This is a genomic window from Billgrantia bachuensis, assembly GCF_011742165.1.
GTDB classification, from domain to species: domain Bacteria; phylum Pseudomonadota; class Gammaproteobacteria; order Pseudomonadales; family Halomonadaceae; genus Halomonas; species Halomonas bachuensis.
On sequence record NZ_JAAQTO010000028.1, the window covers coordinates 26185 to 43554 of the forward strand.

A 17370-nucleotide genomic window follows, 5' to 3' on the forward strand; every position below is an offset into this window, starting at 1 on the left:
TGGTTTACACGCCGGCTCCCTCGGCATGGGCCAACGCTGTCGGTCTACTCACCCGAGGAGACTCACCATGACCCGCTACGCCAGCATATTGGAAACCATCGGCCGCACGCCGCTGGTACGGCTTGCCCGGCTCGCCCCGCCGGACATCAACGTGCATGTGAAGGTGGAAGCCTTCAATCCCATGGGCTCGGTGAAGGACCGCATGGCGTTGGCAGTGATCGAGGCGGCCGAGCGCAGCGGCACCTTGCACCCGGGCCAGACGGTGATCGAAGCCACTAGCGGCAATACCGGTATCGGCCTGGCCATGGTGTGCGCCCGCAAAGGCTACCCGCTGGTGGTGACCATGGCCGAGAGCTTCAGCCTGGAGCGGCGGCGTCTGCTGCGCTTCCTCGGTGCCCGGGTCGTGCTCACGCCGGCCTCCGAGAAGGGCAGCGGCATGCTGGCCAAGGCGATCGAACTGGCCGAAACCCATGGTTACTTCCTGTGCCGCCAGTTCGAGAACGAGGCCAATGCCGAAGTGCACAGCCGCACCACGGCGCGGGAGATCCTCGACGACATGCAAGGGGAGCCGATCCATGCCTGGGTGACCGGCTTCGGCACCGGCGGGACGCTCAAGGGCGTCTCCCGGGTGCTGAAAGCCGCCGATCCGGCGACCCGCGTGGTGGTCGCCGAGCCCGACAATGCCCCGCTGCTGGCCAGTGGCGAGGTCCAGCCGGCAGGTAGGAGCCACACGCGTTTCCGCCCCCACCTGATGCAGGGCTGGAGCCCCGATTTCATCTCGGCACTGACCCAGCAGGCGGTGGCTGCCGGCATGGTGGACGACGTCGTGCCGGTGGCGGGAGAGGATGCGCTGCGCCTGGCCCGCGAGCTGGCCCGCAAGGAGGGCATCTTCGTCGGCATTTCTGCTGGCGCGACCCTGGCCGCGGCTTTGCAGGTGGCTCGGCAGGCGCCGGCCGGCAGCCATGTGGTCTGCATGTTGCCCGACACCGGCGAGCGCTATCAGTCAACGCCGCTGTTCGAGGGCATCGAGGACGAGATGAACGAGGAGGAGCTGGCGCTGTCGCGCTCCACGCCCGGTTGCCGCTTCGACACGCCCGCGCCCACTCCCCAGCCAACTGCCGTGCCCGCGGCACGAGTCACCGCAGCACAGGAAGCGGTGAAGGATGCTGAAGCCGAGCGCCGGCTCGATGACTGCCTGGCTCAGTCCCCGGTGGTCATGTTCGCCCTGGCCTGGTGCGAGTTCTGCTGGGCGGCGCGCAAGCTCTTCGCCCGGCTGGGGGTCGATTACCTGAGCGTGGATCTCGATTCGCCTGACTATCAGGCCGACGACATGGGCGTGCGCCTGCGTCCTGTGCTGGCGCGGCGCACCGGGGCGCCTACCATTCCGCAGATATTCATCGGCGGCGAGCCGCTGGGCGGCTGCGGTGAGCTGTTCGAGGCCTGGGCCGACGGCAGCCTTGGCGAACGCCTTGCAGCCTGTGGCGTCGCTTTCGACAGCGGGGCGAGGATCGATCCCGAACTCCTGCTGCCGGCCTGGCTGCATCCACGCTCCACCACGGCCTGAATCGGAGGAAGCCGACATGAGCTACATCGATACGATTGCCCCGGAACTGGCCGAGGGCGAGGTCAGGGAGATGTACCGGCGCCAGGAGGCCCACTTCGGATTCTTGCCCAACTATGCCCGCGTGTTTTGTCACCGCCCCGAGGTAATGAAGTGCTGGGCGGCGCTGATTGCGACTATCCGCCGGCCCATGGAGTCACGTCGGTATGAGCTGGTAACGCTCGCCGCCGCCCGGGCCCTGGGCAACACTTACTGCTCGCTGGCCCATGCCAAGGCGCTGTCGCAGCTCATGGGCATGGAGGCCGCCCAGGCCATGCTGGCGGGCGAGGCGGGGCCGCTCAGCGAGGCGGAACGCATAATGATGGAATTTGCCGCCAAGGTGGCCTGCCGTGCCCAGGAGGTCGGCGCCGAGGATATCGAAGCGCTACGGGCTCACGGCTTCGCCGACGACGAGATCTTCGACATCGTTGCCGTCGTGGCGGGGCGCGCCTTCTTTACGCGCATTCTCGACGGCCTCGGGGCCGAGGCCGATACCGTCTTTCGCCAGCTCCCCCCCGGACTGGTGGAGCCGCTCAGCGTGGGCAGGCCGATAGCACGTGACACAGCGCAGGCCTGAACCGTCGACGAACTACGCCGAAACGGATCAGGGGGCTAGCGTTCGGACATATCGGGCATGTTACGGGTGCGCGCCACGCCCGGGAGCCGCCGACGCAGGGCGGCCTTGCCCAGCATGTGGGCGCTGACCGGGGCGGTGACGAACAGGAAGATCGTCACCAGCGCCTCCTGGAACGAGACGCCGCCCTGCTGGTAGCTGTAGTAGAGCAGCGAGCCGATCAGGGTGCAGCCGACGCCCAGGGTGCTGGCCTTGGTCGGGCCATGAAGGCGCGTGTAGAAATCGGGCAGCTTGGCCAGCCCCCAGGAGCCGATCAGTGCCACCAGCGCACCGAACAGCAGGAATGTGGCGACGACGAGCTCCAGGTACCACGGCATGTCGATAGTGGTCATTCGATGACGTCCCCCCGTAGCAGGTACTTGCTCATGGCGACGGTACTGACGAAGCCCATCAGCGCGATCAGCAGGGCCAGCTCGAACAGCACACCCAGCCCCATCCGGATGTCCGCCAGCACGATCAGCGCGATGCTGTTGACCATCAGGGTGTCCAGCGCCAGGATCCGGTCGACGATATCCGGTCCGACGGTCAGCCGGTAGAGATTGAGCAGGGCGGCAATGGCGAAGAGCGTCATGGCGACCGTGATGACGGTGGCGATCATCGGAAGATCTCCTCGAGCGGCTGCTCGTAGCGTTCGCGAATGGTGGCGATGGCCTCGGCTTCGTCCTCCAGGTGCAGGGCGTGGACCAGCAGGGTGTTGGCCTTCGCATCGTAGTGGATCGAGACGGTGCCTGGCGTCAGTGAGATGGTGCTGGCCAGGATGGTGATGGCGAAGTCGTCGTCCAGGGTCAGTGGGTAGAGGAAGAAGCCCGGCTGCAGGTGCCTGGCGGGGCGCAGGATGCGAATGGCCACCACCAGGTTGGAGCGCAGGATGTCCACCAGCAGTACCAGCAGGTAACGCAGCAATGGCAGGGGGCGCTTGATCTTCGCCTCTTCGGCCCAGAAGGCGTGGGTCACGAAGGGAATGGCCACGCCCAGGGCCAGTCCCAGCAGGGCATGGGCCACGCTGAAGTCGTTGACCATCAACAGCCACAGCAGTGCCAGGAACAGCGAGAACAGTGGATGCGGCAGCCAGAACTGCCGCGAGCGGAACGGCGACGGCGTCATGGGGCGATCTCCTGTGCCGCAGCGTTGGCCTGCGGCAGCACGGCGGCAATATAGGCCTGTGGGTCGAGCAGCTGATCCGCGGTCAGCTCGAGATAACCCATCACCGGCTCGCCGAATGCCGCCAGCAGCCCATTGAGGCCGACCATGACGGACACCAGGGCCAGCGGGCCGCGCTCGAGCGGGTATGGCTTGGCCATGTCCTCGGGTCGCCAGAACCAGTTGCTGCCGGTGCGGCTGAGGGCGATCAGGGTCAGCAGCGCGGCGGTGAGCAACACGCCCCACAGCCACAGCCCCTGGGGCTCCTGCGAACTCGCCTGAAGGATCCACGCCTTGCTGACAAAGCCGCTGAACGGCGGCAGGCCCGCCATGGCGATGGCGGCGACGAAGAACAGAGTGCCCAGCAGCCAGCGATGGCCGATGGGGCCGATCGCCGAGAAGCGGTCGTAGCCCGCCTCGCGCTGCCGGCCCAGCAGGTCGGCGAGCAGGAAGAAAACGGCGGTCATGCCGGTACTGTGGATCAGGTAGAAGAGCGCGGCGCCTAGCGAGTCTGGGGTGACAAAGCTGATGATGGCCAGCAGGGTGCCTACCGAGAGGATTACCAGATAGGCGGTCAGGGTGCGCAGGCTGTTCGAGCCCAGCACCCCGACGCCGCCCAGCGCCAGGGTCAGCAGCGCCAGCGGCCACAGCCAGGCCCAGGCGGTCGCGTTGACCGGCGCTTCGCCCAGCGCGAAGACCAGCAGGAAGACCCGCAGGATGGCGTAAACGCCGACCTTGGTCATGATGGCGAAGAGCGCGGCCACCGGCGCACTGGAGGCCGAATAGGCGCGGGGCAGCCAGAACAGCAGCGGCAGGATGGCGGCCTTGATGCCGAACACCACCAGCAGGATCAGACTGGCGGCGGCGAGCAACGGCGCATCTTCCGGCGGTGCCTCCGCCACGCGCAAGGCCAGGTCGGCCATGTTGAGGGTGCCGGTGAGGCCATAGAGGGTACCCAGGGCGATCAGGAACAGCGCGGAGCCCGCCAGGTTGATGACCACGTAGTGCAGCCCGGCGCGGCTGCGGGCACGGCCGCCCCCGTGAAGCAGCAGGGCATAGGAAGCGATCAGCAGAATCTCGAAGAACACGAAGAGGTTGAACAGGTCACCGGTCAGGAAGGCGCCGTTGAGGCCGGCCAGCTGGAACTGGAACAGAGCGTGGAAGTGCGCGCCGCGCCTGTCGGCGCCGCTGCTGGCATAGAGCAAGCAGCAGAAGCCCAGCACGGCGGTCAGCGCCAGCATGATGGCGGAGAGTCGGTCGAGCACCAGCACGATGCCGAAAGGCGCGGGCCAGTCACCGGCGTGGTAGAGCTGGTACTCCCCCGAGCCGGCCATGGCCAGCCCCCACACCCCCAGCAGTACCAGGCCCAGGGTACTGGCGACACCCACCAGGCGCTGTACGCCGAAGGGCAGCCGGTAGAGCAGCAGCTGGCTCGCTCCGGTGACCAGCGGCAGCAGTATCGGCAGGATCAGGGCGTGGTTCATGCAAGGTCCTCGTCCGGATTCTCGCCGTCGACGTGGTCGTTGCGCAGCTCCACCGCCGCCTTGAGAGCCAGCACTACCACGAAGGCGGTCATGGCGAAGCCAATGACTATGGCGGTCAGCACCAGGGCCTGGGGCAGCGGGTCCGCCGTTCGTTCGCTGTAGCCGACGATGGCCGGCGCGCCGGCGACCAGGCGGCCCGAAGCGAACAGGTAGAGGTTGACGGCGTGGGAGAGCAGAGTGAGCCCCAGGATGACCGTAAAGGTGCGCGCCCGCAGCAACAGATAGATTCCGCAGGTGGTCAGCACGCCCAGGGTTATCGCATAGAGCAGTTCCATCAGCCGATCTCCTTGCCGGGGCCCGCCACGGTCATCAGCTTGCCGAGGTTGGCCAGTATCAGCAGCGTTGCCCCGACCACGGTGGCATAGACCCCGAGGTCGAAGAGCATCGCGGTGGCCAGCTCGAAGTCGCCGATCAGCGGCAGGTGCATGTGGCCATGGGCCGAGGTGAGGAAGGGGTAGCCGAACAGCCAGCTGCCGAGGCCGGTGAGCACGGCGATGAGGATGCCGGCGCCGATCAGTGGCCGGAAAGCGGTCAGCATGCGCGCCTGCGCCCAGACCAGCCCGCCCGCCATGTACTGCAGCGTCAGCGCCACGGCGGTGATCAGCCCGGCGATGAAGCCGCCGCCCGGCAGGTTATGGCCGCGCAGGAAGATATAGGCCGAGACCAGCAGGGCGATCGGCAGTACCAGCCGAGCCACGGTGCCGAGCATGATCGGGTGCGGCTCGGCGACCCAGTGCTCGGGGTTGGTGTCGACCACCCGCTCCTTGAGGTGCAGGTCACGGGTGAAGGCGAACACCGCCACCGCCGCGATGCCCAGCACGGTGATCTCGCCCAGGGTATCGAAGCCGCGGAAGTCCACCAGAATCACGTTGACCACGTTGGTGCCGCCGCCGCCGGGCAGGCTGTTGGCGAGGAAGAAGTCGGAGATGCTCTGCTGCGGCCGGGTCAGGATGGCGAAGCTGAAGGCAGCCACGCCGACGCCCATCAGGCCGGCGATGGCGAGGTCCCGTCCCATCCTGAAGCGCGTGGCTTCCCTGGGCGATTGTTGGGGCAGGAAGGAGAGCGCCAGCATCATGATCACTACCGCCATCACTTCCACCATCAACTGGGTCAGGGCGAGGTCCGGCGCCGAGAAGCGGGCGAAGGCGACGGTGACGAAGAGCCCGGTCACCCCGAGCAGCAACAGGGCCGGCAGCCGATAGTGGTGGAAGACCACCACGCCGATGGCTGCCAGGCAGAGCAGGATGGCGGCCAGCACGGTCAGCGGGTCGAGAGGTGCCAGCGGCACGCCGCCGTTCCAGCGCGCCACGGCGAGCAGTTCCACGCCGACCAGCACCACGACGGTAACCATGATGAAGGTCAGGTAGCGCTGCTGCGAGCCGTTCTCGAGCTGGAAGACGCGCTGCTGGGAGAAAGCGATGATGCGCAGCATGATCCAGTCGAAGATCTCCTTGGCATCCACCTCGGGCAGCCGGGCGTGGAGGCGGAACAGCGGATCGCGAATCATGTAGAAGAGCGCGCCGCCTGCCAGCGCGACAAGGCTCATGAGCATGGGCAGGGTGCCGCCCAGTGTGGAGAAATCGTAGGCGGAGAGTTCGGCCTGGCGCGAGGCGAGGAACGCGGGGTGGACCAGTAGTGCGTTGAGTCCTGCCGGTGCCAAGCCTACGTAGAGCGTGGCCAGGGCCAGCAGTGCGATGGGCGTCAGGGCCGCCAGGCGGGGTTGCCTGGGCGGCCAGACGGGCAGATCGATGGGCCTGCCATTGAAGTAGACGTTGTGGAAGATGCGAATCGAGTAGGCCACCGAGAACAGCCCGGCCAGGGTCACCCAGACGGGGATTACCACAGTCGCCCAACTGGGCGTCGTTACCAGCAAGCTTTCGCCGAACAGCATCTTCTTGCTCAGGTAGCCGCTCATCAGCGGCAGGCCGGCCATGGCGGCGGCGGGGATCGCCGACAGCACCATCAGCACCGGCATGAAGCGCCACATACCGTTGATCTGGCGCATGTCGCGGGTACCGGTCGCACGGTTCACGTAGCCCGCCATCATGAACAGCGGTGCTTTGAACAGCGCGTGGCACACCAAGTGGAATAGCGCCGCCGCCACCGCCATGGGCGTGCCCAGGCCCAGCAGGAGCATGATCAGCCCCAGGTGCGAGACCGTGGAGTAGGCCAGCAGCCCCTTCATGTCGTGCATGAACATGGCCACGAAGGCACCCACCATCAGCGTCAGCATGCCGGTCGGGGTGACCAGGTGGAACCACAGTTCGGTCTCCGCCAGGGCAGGATGCAGCCGGGCGAGCAGGAACAGCCCCGCCTTGACCATGGTGGCGCTGTGCAGATAGGCGGAGACCGGTGTCGGCGCGGTCATGGCGTGGGGCAACCAGAGATGGAAGGGAAACTGGGCCGACTTGGTGAAGGCTCCGAGCAGGATCAGGTTGAGCATCAGGGCGTAGTGCTCATGGGCGCGGATTCGCTCGCCGGCCTCGAGCACCACCGAGAGTTCATAGCCGCCGGCGGCCTGACCCAACAGCACGATGCCGCCCAGCAGCAGAAGTCCGCCGCCGCCGGTGATCACCAGCGACATCCGTGCGCCCAGCCTGGAGGCATGACGGTCGCTGTGAAAGCCGATGAGCAGGAACGACACCAGGCTGGTCAGCTCCCAGAACACCAGCATGAACAGCAGGTTTTCGGATAGCACGATGCCCAGCATGGCCGCCATGAACAGCAGCATCAGGATGTAGAAACGCGCGACCGAAGCGCTGCCTTCGAAGTAGTAGCGGGCATACAGCAGGATCAGGCAGCCAATGCCGGTAATCAGCAGGGCGAACAGCAGGCCCAGGCCGTCCAGGCGCAGCGCCACGTTCAATCCCAGCGAGGGCAGCCAGCTCAGTTCGAGAATGACGGTCTCGCCGCTCGAGACTCGCGGCAGCCAGCTCAGCAGCAGGGCGAGACTCGATATCGCGGGAAAGGCGGCGAGAGTCGCCAGCTGCCGGGACGAGCCGCCCTGGCGAAGCGCTGGCAGCAACGCTCCCAGCAGGGGCAGCAGGATCACGAGGGCAAGGGACATGCGGTCGCTTGCGGCTATCGTGGGGAGGCGTGCTGACGGCTGGACCGCCTCAGGCGCCGGCCCGGAGGCGCGGGTTGACTCGCATATGGGTGTGGATACCGGTGAATGATCCCTCGCATGTCGCCCCCTGAAGCCTGAGAACTTCATCGCATCGCCGCGGCGTCGCCAGTGACGGGGCTGGCGTCGCCTGCCGGAAGATGTCGTCAACGGCATCAATATAGTGGGCTTTGGCGGCCCGTTCCTTGGCTCGTGTCAACGCTGGGCGAGGTTTCCGATCCTCGCAGGCGAGCGCTTGGCCAGCGACACCTTGGCATGTCGGCGCACGGTGATATCTGCCCGGCCCTGGCTCCGGGCATTTCAGTCAGCGGGCTGCTGGTTGGGCGGCACGATCCCCAGCCGTTTCATGCGCCTGTAGATGGTGGGGCGGGAGAGCCCCAGCTCCCGGGCCGCCGCACTGATGTTCCATTGGTGACGAACCAGGGCGCGGTAGAGCAGGTCCTGCTGCGGCGTGTGCGCTGTGGCCGGGTGCGCCGATGAGTCGGAGCAGCCGCGGCTGGCACCGGGGTGCGCGAGCTGGCCATGGGTACACTCCTCGGGCAGGTCGTCGACCACCACCTCGTCTCCGTCGCAGGTGGCCAGGGCGAAGCGCAGGGCGTTATGAAGTTCGCGAATGTTGCCGGGCCAGGGGTAGGCGAGCAGGGCGCTCATGGCATCGCCGCGCAGGCGCACGCGTGAGTCGCGCTCGCCGTTGATCTCGTCGAAGAGCCGGCGAATCAGGTAGCCCTTGTCGGCGCGTTCACGCAGCGGCGGCAGGCGCAGGCTGGCGCCGTTGAGGCGATAGAACAGGTCCTCGCGAAAGCGCCCCGTGTGGATCAGCTCGCGCAGGTCGCGGTGGGTCGCCGCCACCACACGCAGGTCGACCTTGATCGGTCGGCTGGCGCCGATGGGCAGCACCTCCTGTTCGGCCAGCACCCGCAGCAGCCGGGTCTGCAGCTGTAGCGGCATGTCGCCGATCTCGTCGAGAAACAGCGTGCCGCCGTCAGCCTGGGCGATCAGCCCCTTCATGCCCTTGCTGCGCGCCCCGGTAAAGCTGCCCGGCTCGTAGCCGAACAGCTCGCTCTCGATCAGCGACTCCGGCATCGCTGCGCAGTTGATCGCGACGAAGGGTTTGTCGTGGCGTCGGCTCGATTCGTGCAGGGCACGCGCCATGCGTTCTTTTCCGGTTCCCGTCTCGCCGATGACCAGGATGTTGATCGGCTCGTTGCGCAGCCGGGCGGCACGGGTCAGGGTGTCGCGCATGCTGGGGTCGTCGTCGGCCAGGGCTTCCAGCGGTGCCAGGCTGGAATCATGCTGGCTGGGCTGGCCCGATGCGCTGCGGCGGGGCGGTTCGATCAAGGTGGCGAAGTGGATCTCACGGTGGCGACGAGTATGGAAGGCTCGCACCCGGTCGTCGCTGTGGTGAGGGATGCCGAGAATCTCGTCGGCCTGGGCGTCGAGCAGGTCCTGGATGTTCCAGGCCTGGAAGGGGCGCGGCTCGCCGGCCTCCGGCAGGGGGAGCTGATGGTGTCGCAGCAGTTTGCGCCCGGCGGTGTTGGCCGCTACCAGCCTGCCGTCGGGTTCGATGGCGAGCAGGAAACGCCGATTGATCTGGACGAACTCCCGCGAACGATCCAGGCAGAGGATGGCATGATCGCCGTAGCGCTGAAGGAAGTAGGCATCTTCGATCATCTTGGCGGTGAACCTCACCACCTGCAGGGCGAAGGTCTGGGAGTCGCGGGCCGTCGGTGAGCGATAGGCGGAGATATCGAGCACCGCAAGCAACTGGCCATGAGGGTCGAAGATGGGGGCCGCGGTACAGGTCAACTGGATGTGATGGGCACTGAAGTGATCGCTATGGTGGCAGGTCAGGGCGCTGCGTTCGTGGATGCAGGTACCGACGGCGCAGGTCCCGGCATGAGCCTCGCTCCAGTCTGCGCCCAGGTAGAGCCCGGTGCGCTGGTGTTCGCGCTGGTCGGCCTTGGCACCGAGAAACTGCACGGCGATGCCTCGGGCGTCGGTCAATAGCACCACGTAGCCGAGCGGGGCCACCTGGCGATAGAGCTGTTCCACGCCGGCCCTGGCCACCTGCAGCAGGTCATCGGCCTGGTCCTGGCGTTCGCGCAACGTGGCGCCCGGCACATAGCGCGGCGGCGTCGGGCGAGCCGGATCCAGGCCGTAGCGATCGATGCAGCGCCGCCAGGAGCGACTGATGATCGTGTTATCGCTGGGCGGCTGTCCTGCTTCGGGGCTGGCCACGGTCTGCAGAATCGTGTCGATGTGCTCGCGCTGGCTGATGGTCGTCGGCATGGCGTGCCTCTGCCGCTAACGGCGTGCTTTCAAGTTTATTGTTTTCCTTTCTTCAAGGTACGAAGAGCGTGTCCGGCATGAGATACGACCTTCGTCGCCCCTCGTTACACCTGCGTTCGCCCACCTGTCAACGAAACTGTCACGCCGCGCCTGATTCACGGCTGGCTGGCTCCTTGTGGATTTGAAAAATATCAAGACTAACAGTGGCTTGGAATGATTGTTCGTCGAGCTGGCACGGAAGCTGCCTTGGTTGGAGCGTGGCCGCCATCGCGAATGGCGGATTCCAACAACAATCGAGGATTCACACCATGACCACGCCTCTCGAGGCGACACTGAGTCGCCGCCGCTTTCTCACCTTCACCGGTGCCCTGGCAGGCGCAGGCCTGACGCTGGGCATGAGCTCCCTGTGGCCGCGCTGGGCACAAGCCGAGCCGGACCTTGCCGGGCGCCTGTTGCGCCTGGGGCGTGACATCTACCCCCACGCAGCCATCGAGGATCGTTACTACCTGGCGCCGCTGACGCCGCTGCTCGAGGAACGCCACGAGCTGATCGTCGCCGGACTCGATGACCTGGATCGTCGCGCGCACGAGGCGCATGGCCGCGACTACACCGCCATCGAGAGCGCCACCGAGCGCGAGGCGCTGCTGCGCCAGATCCAAGATGGCGAGTTCTTCCAGGCCGTACGCAACACCTTGGTGGTGGGGCTCTACGACACGCCCGAACTGTGGCAAGCCCACTTCGGCTACGAGGGCTCCTCGTGGGAGCAGGGCGGCTATGTCGGCCGCGGCTACAACGATCTGGTGATCGACTGGCTGTGACGCACGCGCGCCACGCACCACAACAACAAACGCTGCAATGAGGAGACACGCCATGAGTACCCGATTCGAGCATGACGACGACGGGGTGGTGGTGATCATCGGCTCCGGTGCCGGCGGCGGCACCCTGGCCCACGCCCTGGCCCGCAAGGGCATCAAGAGCGTGGTGCTGGAAGCCGGCAAGCGCTATGCCCTGGAGGATATCGAGAACGACGAGTGGGCCATGTTCGAGAAGATATCCTGGCTCGACGAGCGCATTACCGCCGGTCCGCGCCAGCTGACCGAGACCTTTCCCAACCTGCCGGCGTGGATCGTCAAGGGCGTGGGCGGTAGCACCATTCACTGGGCCGGGGTGGCGCTACGCTTCCAGCCCCACGAGTTCCGCCTGCACAGCGAGGTGGGTGACATCGCCGGCGCCAACCTGCTGGACTGGCCCCTCTCGTATGAGGAGCTCGAACCCTACTACGTCCAGGCCGAGCGGCACATGGGCGTGACCGGCGAGGCCTCGGGCATGCCGCTGCACGACTGGAACAACAACTTCATGGTACTGGCCGAGGGGGCCAGGCGGGTGGGCTACGAGAAGCTGCGCGCCGGCCCAATGGCGATCAACACCCGGCCTTACGACGACCGCCCCCAGTGCATGCAGGCGGGCTTCTGCATGCAGGGCTGCCGCTTCGGCGCCAAGTGGTCGACGATGTACACCGACATTCCCCGCGCCGAGGCCACCGGCTACTGCGAAGTCCGCCCCGACGCCATGGCGCTCACCATCGAGCACGACGAGCGCGGCCGGGTCAACGCCGTGGTCTACGCCGATGCCGAGGGCAACCGGCAGCGCCAGCGGGCTCGGGCAGTCTGCGTGGCCGGCAACTCCATCGAGTCGCCCAGGCTGCTGCTCAACTCACACTCCGCGCTGTTCCCGGACGGCCTGGCCAACTCCTCCGGCCAGGTGGGGCGCAACTACATGACCCACGCCACCGCCTGTGTCTTCGCCGAAATGCCCAAGCCGGTGAACATGCACCGCGGCACCACCTTCGCCGGCATCATCTCCGACGAGGCGCGGCTCGACCGCTCCCGCGGCTTCGTCGGCGGCTACACCCTCGAAGTGATGTCGCTGGGCCTGCCGTTCTTCGCCAAGTTCATGGACCCCGCCAACGGCGGCTGGGGGCGCGATTACGCCGCGATTCTGGAGAAGTACGACCACCTCTCGGGAGTGTGGATCTGCGGCGAAGACCTGCCCATGGAGGAGAACGGCATCACCCTCCACGACACCCGCAAGGATCAGTACGGCCTGCCGGTACCCATCGTCTACAAGGGCGATCACCCCAACGACGAGGCCCTGCGCCGCCACGGCCAGCAGCAGGCACGGAGCTGCTACGAAGCGGTGGGCGCGGTGCGGGTGTTCGACGTGCCGGACTTCCCCACCAGCCACAACGTGGGCACCAACCGCATGAGCGCGCGCCCCGAGGACGGCGTGGTGAACCAGTGGGGGCAGGCCCACGACATCGACAATTTGTTCGTCTCCGACGGCAGCCAGTTCACTTCGAGCGGCGCCGAGAACCCCACCCTAACCATCGTCGCCCTGGCCCTGCGCCAGGCCGATCACATCGCCGAGCGCATGTCGCGCGGCGAACTCTGACAGGAGCCATCCCATGCAACCGACAGCCGACCAGCGGCGCTGGATGTACCGCCACATGGTACTCAGCCGCTACCTCGAGGAGCGCATCGAGGCGCTCTACATGGAGGGCAAGACCCCGGTCTTCAACATGGCCAAAGGGCCGATTCCCGGCGAGATGCACCTCTCCAACGGCCAGGAGCCCTGTGCGGTGGGCGTCTGTGCGCATCTCGACGCTGACGACATCGTCACCGCCACCCACCGGCCACACCACATCGCCGTGGCCAAGGGCGTCGACCTCGACGCCATGGTCGCCGAGATCTTCGGCAAGGCCACCGGTCTCGCCGGCGGACGCGGCGGCCACATGCATCTGTTCGACGCCGCGGTGAACTTCTCCTGCTCGGGCATCATCGGCGAGGGCCTCGGCCCGGCGGTGGGCGCCGCACTGTCGAGAAAGATGCAGGGCAAGCCGGGCGTGGCGGTGGCCTTCATGGGCGAGGGGGCGGCCAACCAGGGCGCCTTCCACGAGGCGCTCAACCTCGCCGCGGTATGGCAGCTGCCGGTGGTGTTCGTCATCGAGGACAACGCCTGGGGCATCTCGGTGGCCAAGCAGGCCTCCACCGCGGTGCCGCGCAACGACCTGCGCGCCGCCGCCTACGGCATCCCCGGCCACCACGTCGCCGACAACGACGTGGAGGGCGTATTCGCCGCCGCCGGCGAAGCCATCGCCCGGGCGCGAGAAGGGCAGGGGCCGAGCCTGATCGAGATCGAGACCGCACGGCTCGCCGGCCACTTCATGGGCGACGGCGAGGACTACCGGCCCGAGGGCGAGAAGGAGGGGCTCAAGGCCCGCGACCCGATCCCGCGCTACCGCCAGGCGCTGCTCGACGCCGGCGTGCTCGACGAGGCCGGCGACGCCGCGCTGGTGGCCGAGGCCCACGCGCGGGTCGAAGCGGCCATTCGCTTCGCCCAGCAGAGCGAGTTCCTGCCGCCCGAGGCGGCGCTCGAGGCTGTATTCGCTTGACGCGAGGAGAAGAAGCATGACGACTACTACCAAGAGTTCCACACGCAAGCTCACCATTGCCCGGGCCATGGCCGAGGCCACGGCCCAGGAGATGCGCGTCGATCCACGGGTCTTCGTGATGGGCGAGGACGTCGGCCCCCTGGGCGGCGTGTTCGGCAACACTCGCGGGCTGTTCGACGAGTTCGGCGCCGAGCGGGTGCGCGACACGCCGATCTCCGAGACCGCCTTCATCGGCGCCGCGGTGGGTGCCGCCTCCGATGGCATGCGCCCCATCGTCGAGCTGATGTTCGTGGATTTCTTCGGCGTGTGCATGGACGCCATCTACAACCTGATGGCCAAGAACACCTACTTCTCCGGCGGCAAGGTCAAGGTGCCGATGGTGCTGATGACCTCCACCGGGGGCGGCTACTCCGACGCCGGCCAGCACTCCCAGTGCCTCTACGCCACCTTCGCTCACCTGCCAGGCATGAAGGTGGTGGCGCCGAGCAACGCTTACGATGCCAAAGGACTGATGACCGCAGCGATCCGCGACGACAATCCGGTGGTGTTCATGTACCACAAATCGCTGCAGGGCATGGGCTGGCTGGGCACCGAGAAGGGCGCCACCGTGCCGGTTCCCGAGGAATCTTACACGGTGCCCATCGGCAAGGCCGCGGTGGTGCGCGAGGGCCACGACGTGACGCTGGTCAGCCTTGCTGCCGGTGTGCACCACTGCCTGCGCGCGGCCAAGGTGCTGGAAGAGGAGGGCTTTTCCGCCGAAGTCGTCGACCTGCGCAGCCTGGTGCCGCTGGACCGCGAGACCGTACGCACCTCGGTGGCCAAGACCGGACGCCTGATCGTGGTCGATGAGGACTACCACAGCTACGGCGTCAGCGGCGAGATCATCGCCACCGTCGCCGAGCATGTCGCCTGCCGACTCAAGGCCGCACCGAAGCGCGTGGCCTACCCCGACATTCCGATTCCCTTCGCGCCGACCATGGAGCAGTGGGCGCTGCCCAATGCCGACAAGATCGTCGCCGCCTTTCACCAGATGATGCGAGACCAGTGAGGAGACCTGCATGACGAACGATATCCGTGTGCCCGATGACCTGTGGGAAGGCGACACCGTGGGCGTCATCACCGCCTGGTTGGTCAGCGACGGCGCCGAAGTCGCCCAGGGGGACCTCGTCGCCGAGGTCATGGTGGAGAAGGCACAGTACGAGATCGAGGCGCCGCTCTCGGGCAAGCTCACCATCGCCAAGGAGGAGGACGAGGTGGTGGAGAAGGGCAGCGTGATCGCCACGCTGGAGAGCTGAGGAGAGCAGCCATGAAACTCGATAGCACGACACGACTCGACACGACCCGCCCTGTGGGGGCGGGTCCGTTGTCGGCCCGAGCGGGCGACGAACCACTGAGCGAGGCCACGGCGAGAGAGATACCGCTGAAGGGCATGCGTGGCATGATCGCCTCGAAGATGCTGCAGAGCCTGCAGACCTCGGCGCAGCTGACCCATCATGCCAGCGCGTGCCTGGAAGCGCCGCAGGCGCTGAGAGCGCACTGCCGGCAGCAGAGGCTCGCCGTGCCCTCGCTGCAGGACCTGTTGCTGCGCCTGGTGGTACAGACCCTGGCCGACTTCCCTGCGCTCAATGCCACACTGGAGAAAAACCGAATCGTCGAGCATGGTTCGGTGAACCTAGGCCTGGCGATACCGCTGCCCGACGACCTGCTGGTGGCACCGGCCCTGTTCGGTGCCGAATCGCTGGGCCTGGGCGAGCTGCCCGCAGCGCGGCGCACGCTGACGGCCAAGGCCCAGGCGGGCCGGCTCGGCGTGCGCGAGCTGACCGGCGCTACCTTTACGGTGTCCAACCTGGGGCGCTCGCGGGTGCACCACTTCACGCCGATACTCAATGTGCCGCAGGTGGCCATCCTGGGTATCGGTGGGATCGAAACGCGCCCTGTGCCACTATCCGATGGCTGGCGGGCGGCTGATTTCATCGGCCTCTCGCTGACGTTCGACCATCGTGCCGTCAACGGTGCACCGGCGGCGGCATTTCTCGATGCGCTGTGCGAGCGCATCGAGACGCTGTCCCCGGATGCCTTCGATCATGAACTCGGCGAGACATCGAGCTCCTAGCGAACTTCGAGAGCCCTTGGAGAGAGGAAACCTGCCATGACCGCCGTGCCGCCCATCGACGGAAACGGCCTGCAGCGGCTCAGTGTGGAAGCCGGCCTGGCTGCGGAGGAGGCCCGGCTGGAGGCAATCTGCCAGGGCGAGAGCCAGTTCGAACTGCTGGCCTGGCAGCCGCTGGATCGCGCCCTGGTGATGCCGCGCCGCCACGAGCGCAACGAAGGCTTTCCCGAGGCGCGCCAGGTCCTGCGCAAGCTGGGCTGGCCGATCCTGTTCCGCGCCACGGGCGGCACGCCGGTGCCGCAATGCGCCTCGGTGGTCAATGTGGCGTTGGCGCTGCGCTGTCGGGTGGGCAGCTCCGCGGCGCATCTCGAGTGGGGTTACCATCGCCTGGGTGAGCCCTGGTGCGAGTGGCTGGCCTCGCTCGGGGTCGAGGGGGCCGATCTGGGCGAAGCGCCGGGCGCATACTGCGACGGTCGCTTCAACGTGCGTATCGGCGGGCGCAAGCTAGTGGGCACGGCTCAGCGCTGGCGTCGGGTACGCGGCTGCCGCGACATGGCGATGCTGGTCCACGGTGCCATGCAGGTGAGCGGCGATCCGGCTGAGCTCGTCGGTGTCGTCAATGCCTTCCAGGAAGCCATCGACGATCCCCAGCGCTTTCTGGCCGCGAGTCACGTCGCGCTCACGCAGGCGCTGCCCGGGGTGGACATCGGGACGGCGCTGCCCGATCTGCTATGGCGTCTGGCCAACGCGCCATGAGTCGGCGATGACATGACCTTGAACCGCTGGGCCTGATCGTATCGATAGCGGCGCCGACATGGCGCCGCTGTTTTTACTCAATGGCGCGGATCCCACAGCCGGCTGCCGGTTTTGGCCTCGTAACCCATGCCATGCGGTGAACTGACCAGCTCCAGCTGCATGCCCCAGGGTGCCATGAAGTAGACCCAGGTCAGCCCGCTCATGGGGCCTTCGGTAAAGGTCTTGGGTTCGCCGAGCACATCGAGCCCCTGTGACTCGAGATAGGCCACGGCTTCGTCCATGTCATCCACGTAGAAGGCGATGTGATGGCCGCCGATATCGCTGTTGCGCGGTTGTTCAGTACGTTGATCGGGCGCGGTGTACTCGAAGATCTCGAGGTTGGTGCCGTTGCCGCAGCGCACCAGGTGGGCGGCAGGAATGGTCGCCTCTGCATGCACGTCGAGGTTTTCCGTCATCCAGTCGTTCCCGAAGGGACCGAAGGGGCCGATGGTAAAGAAAGCTTCGCAGCCCATGACGTCGACGAAGAAATCTACCGCCACCTGTCGATCGGGTACGGTAAAGCCGAAATGCTGCGTGCCGCGCATGCCCGGCAGTTCTGCGTGTGCGGTGTGGCTGGTCAGCAGCGCTGCAAGGGCGGGCCCCACCCATTTGGTCTTGTTCATGGCATGACTCCTTGTTGTTGCCGTTTTTTGGCGGCTTGTTTGCCACCGAAGTTATGACGG

At 66.7% G+C, this 17370-nt stretch carries 17 protein-coding genes; 9 read left to right on the top strand and 8 right to left on the bottom strand.

Annotated features, from left to right (window positions below; genetic code table 11):
• Window positions 1-67 precede the first annotated feature (67 nt).
• A complete protein-coding gene (gene cysK / locus HBJ55_RS10810) occupies window positions 68-1564 on the top strand; it encodes a cysteine synthase A (protein ID WP_167114193.1) in 1497 nt (498 codons plus the stop codon).
• Window positions 1565-1580: 16 nt separating this feature from the next.
• Window positions 1581-2177, top strand: coding sequence for a peroxidase-related enzyme (locus HBJ55_RS10815; RefSeq protein WP_167114196.1), 597 nt, complete (start codon window positions 1581-1583; stop codon window positions 2175-2177).
• 35 nt (window positions 2178-2212) lie between these two features.
• On the opposite strand, the gene HBJ55_RS10820 is transcribed toward HBJ55_RS10815, so the two are convergent.
• The 7 genes from HBJ55_RS10820 to HBJ55_RS10850 form a co-directional block, all read right to left on the bottom strand.
• On the bottom strand, window positions 2213-2566 hold the full coding sequence (locus HBJ55_RS10820; protein WP_240936069.1) for a Na+/H+ antiporter subunit G: 354 nt from the start codon (window positions 2564-2566) through the stop codon (window positions 2213-2215).
• Window positions 2563-2832, bottom strand: coding sequence for a K+/H+ antiporter subunit F (locus HBJ55_RS10825; protein ID WP_167114199.1), 270 nt, complete (start codon window positions 2830-2832; stop codon window positions 2563-2565). Before HBJ55_RS10825 ends, HBJ55_RS10820 begins: the two co-directional genes overlap by 4 nt.
• Window positions 2829-3338 carry a Na+/H+ antiporter subunit E gene (locus HBJ55_RS10830; protein WP_167114202.1) on the bottom strand — a complete coding sequence of 170 codons (510 nt, stop codon included), beginning with the start codon at window positions 3336-3338 and terminating at the stop codon, window positions 2829-2831. The genes HBJ55_RS10825 and HBJ55_RS10830 overlap by 4 nt, the downstream gene beginning before the upstream one ends.
• Window positions 3335-4858, bottom strand: coding sequence for a monovalent cation/H+ antiporter subunit D (locus tag HBJ55_RS10835; protein WP_167114205.1), 1524 nt, complete (start codon window positions 4856-4858; stop codon window positions 3335-3337). The genes HBJ55_RS10830 and HBJ55_RS10835 overlap by 4 nt, the downstream gene beginning before the upstream one ends.
• Window positions 4855-5193 carry a Na+/H+ antiporter subunit C gene (locus HBJ55_RS10840; RefSeq protein ID WP_167114208.1) on the bottom strand — a complete coding sequence of 113 codons (339 nt, stop codon included), beginning with the start codon at window positions 5191-5193 and terminating at the stop codon, window positions 4855-4857. Before HBJ55_RS10840 ends, HBJ55_RS10835 begins: the two co-directional genes overlap by 4 nt.
• Complete coding sequence (locus HBJ55_RS10845; RefSeq protein WP_167114211.1) at window positions 5193-7985, bottom strand: monovalent cation/H+ antiporter subunit A; 2793 nt, start codon at window positions 7983-7985, stop codon at window positions 5193-5195. Before HBJ55_RS10845 ends, HBJ55_RS10840 begins: the two co-directional genes overlap by 1 nt.
• Window positions 7986-8342: 357 nt before the next feature.
• Complete coding sequence (locus HBJ55_RS10850; RefSeq protein WP_167114214.1) at window positions 8343-10331, bottom strand: sigma-54-dependent Fis family transcriptional regulator; 1989 nt, start codon at window positions 10329-10331, stop codon at window positions 8343-8345.
• A 308-nt stretch (window positions 10332-10639) separates the two neighbouring features.
• On the opposite strand from HBJ55_RS10850, the gene HBJ55_RS10855 reads away from it, so the two are divergent.
• The 7 genes from HBJ55_RS10855 to HBJ55_RS10885 are packed head-to-tail and all read left to right on the top strand — an operon-like array spanning window position 10640 to window position 16648.
• Window positions 10640-11149 carry a gluconate 2-dehydrogenase subunit 3 family protein gene (locus tag HBJ55_RS10855; RefSeq protein WP_167114217.1) on the top strand — a complete coding sequence of 170 codons (510 nt, stop codon included), beginning with the start codon at window positions 10640-10642 and terminating at the stop codon, window positions 11147-11149.
• A 52-nt stretch (window positions 11150-11201) separates the two neighbouring features.
• On the top strand, window positions 11202-12782 hold the full coding sequence (locus tag HBJ55_RS10860; protein WP_167114220.1) for a GMC family oxidoreductase: 1581 nt from the start codon (window positions 11202-11204) through the stop codon (window positions 12780-12782).
• A gap of 13 nt (window positions 12783-12795) precedes the next feature.
• Window positions 12796-13782, top strand: coding sequence for a thiamine pyrophosphate-dependent dehydrogenase E1 component subunit alpha (locus tag HBJ55_RS10865; RefSeq protein ID WP_167114223.1), 987 nt, complete (start codon window positions 12796-12798; stop codon window positions 13780-13782).
• 16 nt (window positions 13783-13798) lie between these two features.
• The gene (locus HBJ55_RS10870) at window positions 13799-14830 is read left to right on the top strand and encodes an alpha-ketoacid dehydrogenase subunit beta (protein WP_167114226.1); all 1032 of its coding nucleotides are present in this window, start codon (window positions 13799-13801) and stop codon (window positions 14828-14830) included.
• Between the two features lie 10 nt (window positions 14831-14840).
• Window positions 14841-15077, top strand: a complete 237-nt coding sequence (locus HBJ55_RS10875; protein WP_167114229.1) for a lipoyl domain-containing protein — start codon at window positions 14841-14843, stop codon at window positions 15075-15077.
• Window positions 15078-15088: 11 nt separating this feature from the next.
• Window positions 15089-15895 carry a 2-oxo acid dehydrogenase subunit E2 gene (locus HBJ55_RS10880; protein WP_167114232.1) on the top strand — a complete coding sequence of 269 codons (807 nt, stop codon included), beginning with the start codon at window positions 15089-15091 and terminating at the stop codon, window positions 15893-15895.
• Window positions 15896-15931: 36 nt separating this feature from the next.
• Window positions 15932-16648, top strand: coding sequence for a lipoate--protein ligase family protein (locus tag HBJ55_RS10885; protein ID WP_167114235.1), 717 nt, complete (start codon window positions 15932-15934; stop codon window positions 16646-16648).
• Between the two features lie 77 nt (window positions 16649-16725).
• Here HBJ55_RS10885 and HBJ55_RS10890 read toward each other — a convergent pair whose 3' ends face one another.
• Window positions 16726-17310, bottom strand: a complete 585-nt coding sequence (locus tag HBJ55_RS10890) for a VOC family protein (protein ID WP_167114237.1) — start codon at window positions 17308-17310, stop codon at window positions 16726-16728.
• Window positions 17311-17370 lie beyond the last annotated feature (60 nt).

Excerpts from the sequence above, each read along its gene's own strand:
- HBJ55_RS10840 (WP_167114208.1), bottom strand. The coding sequence starts at position 5,193 with ATGGAACTGCTCTATGCGATAACCCTGGGCGTGCTGACCACCTGCGGA.
- HBJ55_RS10825 (WP_167114199.1), bottom strand. The coding sequence starts at position 2,832 with ATGATCGCCACCGTCATCACGGTCGCCATGACGCTCTTCGCCATTGCC.
- HBJ55_RS10850 (WP_167114214.1), bottom strand. The coding sequence starts at position 10,331 with ATGCCGACGACCATCAGCCAGCGCGAGCACATCGACACGATTCTGCAG.
- HBJ55_RS10830 (WP_167114202.1), bottom strand. The coding sequence starts at position 3,338 with ATGACGCCGTCGCCGTTCCGCTCGCGGCAGTTCTGGCTGCCGCATCCA.
- HBJ55_RS10870 (WP_167114226.1), top strand. The coding sequence starts at position 13,799 with ATGACGACTACTACCAAGAGTTCCACACGCAAGCTCACCATTGCCCGG.
- HBJ55_RS10815 (WP_167114196.1), top strand. The coding sequence starts at position 1,581 with ATGAGCTACATCGATACGATTGCCCCGGAACTGGCCGAGGGCGAGGTC.
- cysK (WP_167114193.1), top strand. The coding sequence starts at position 68 with ATGACCCGCTACGCCAGCATATTGGAAACCATCGGCCGCACGCCGCTG.
- HBJ55_RS10885 (WP_167114235.1), top strand. The coding sequence starts at position 15,932 with ATGACCGCCGTGCCGCCCATCGACGGAAACGGCCTGCAGCGGCTCAGT.
- HBJ55_RS10865 (WP_167114223.1), top strand. The coding sequence starts at position 12,796 with ATGCAACCGACAGCCGACCAGCGGCGCTGGATGTACCGCCACATGGTA.
- HBJ55_RS10845 (WP_167114211.1), bottom strand. The coding sequence starts at position 7,985 with ATGTCCCTTGCCCTCGTGATCCTGCTGCCCCTGCTGGGAGCGTTGCTG.
- HBJ55_RS10835 (WP_167114205.1), bottom strand. The coding sequence starts at position 4,858 with ATGAACCACGCCCTGATCCTGCCGATACTGCTGCCGCTGGTCACCGGA.
- HBJ55_RS10875 (WP_167114229.1), top strand. The coding sequence starts at position 14,841 with ATGACGAACGATATCCGTGTGCCCGATGACCTGTGGGAAGGCGACACC.
- HBJ55_RS10860 (WP_167114220.1), top strand. The coding sequence starts at position 11,202 with ATGAGTACCCGATTCGAGCATGACGACGACGGGGTGGTGGTGATCATC.
- HBJ55_RS10890 (WP_167114237.1), bottom strand. The coding sequence starts at position 17,310 with ATGAACAAGACCAAATGGGTGGGGCCCGCCCTTGCAGCGCTGCTGACC.
- HBJ55_RS10855 (WP_167114217.1), top strand. The coding sequence starts at position 10,640 with ATGACCACGCCTCTCGAGGCGACACTGAGTCGCCGCCGCTTTCTCACC.
- HBJ55_RS10820 (WP_240936069.1), bottom strand. The coding sequence starts at position 2,566 with ATGACCACTATCGACATGCCGTGGTACCTGGAGCTCGTCGTCGCCACA.
- HBJ55_RS10880 (WP_167114232.1), top strand. The coding sequence starts at position 15,089 with ATGAAACTCGATAGCACGACACGACTCGACACGACCCGCCCTGTGGGG.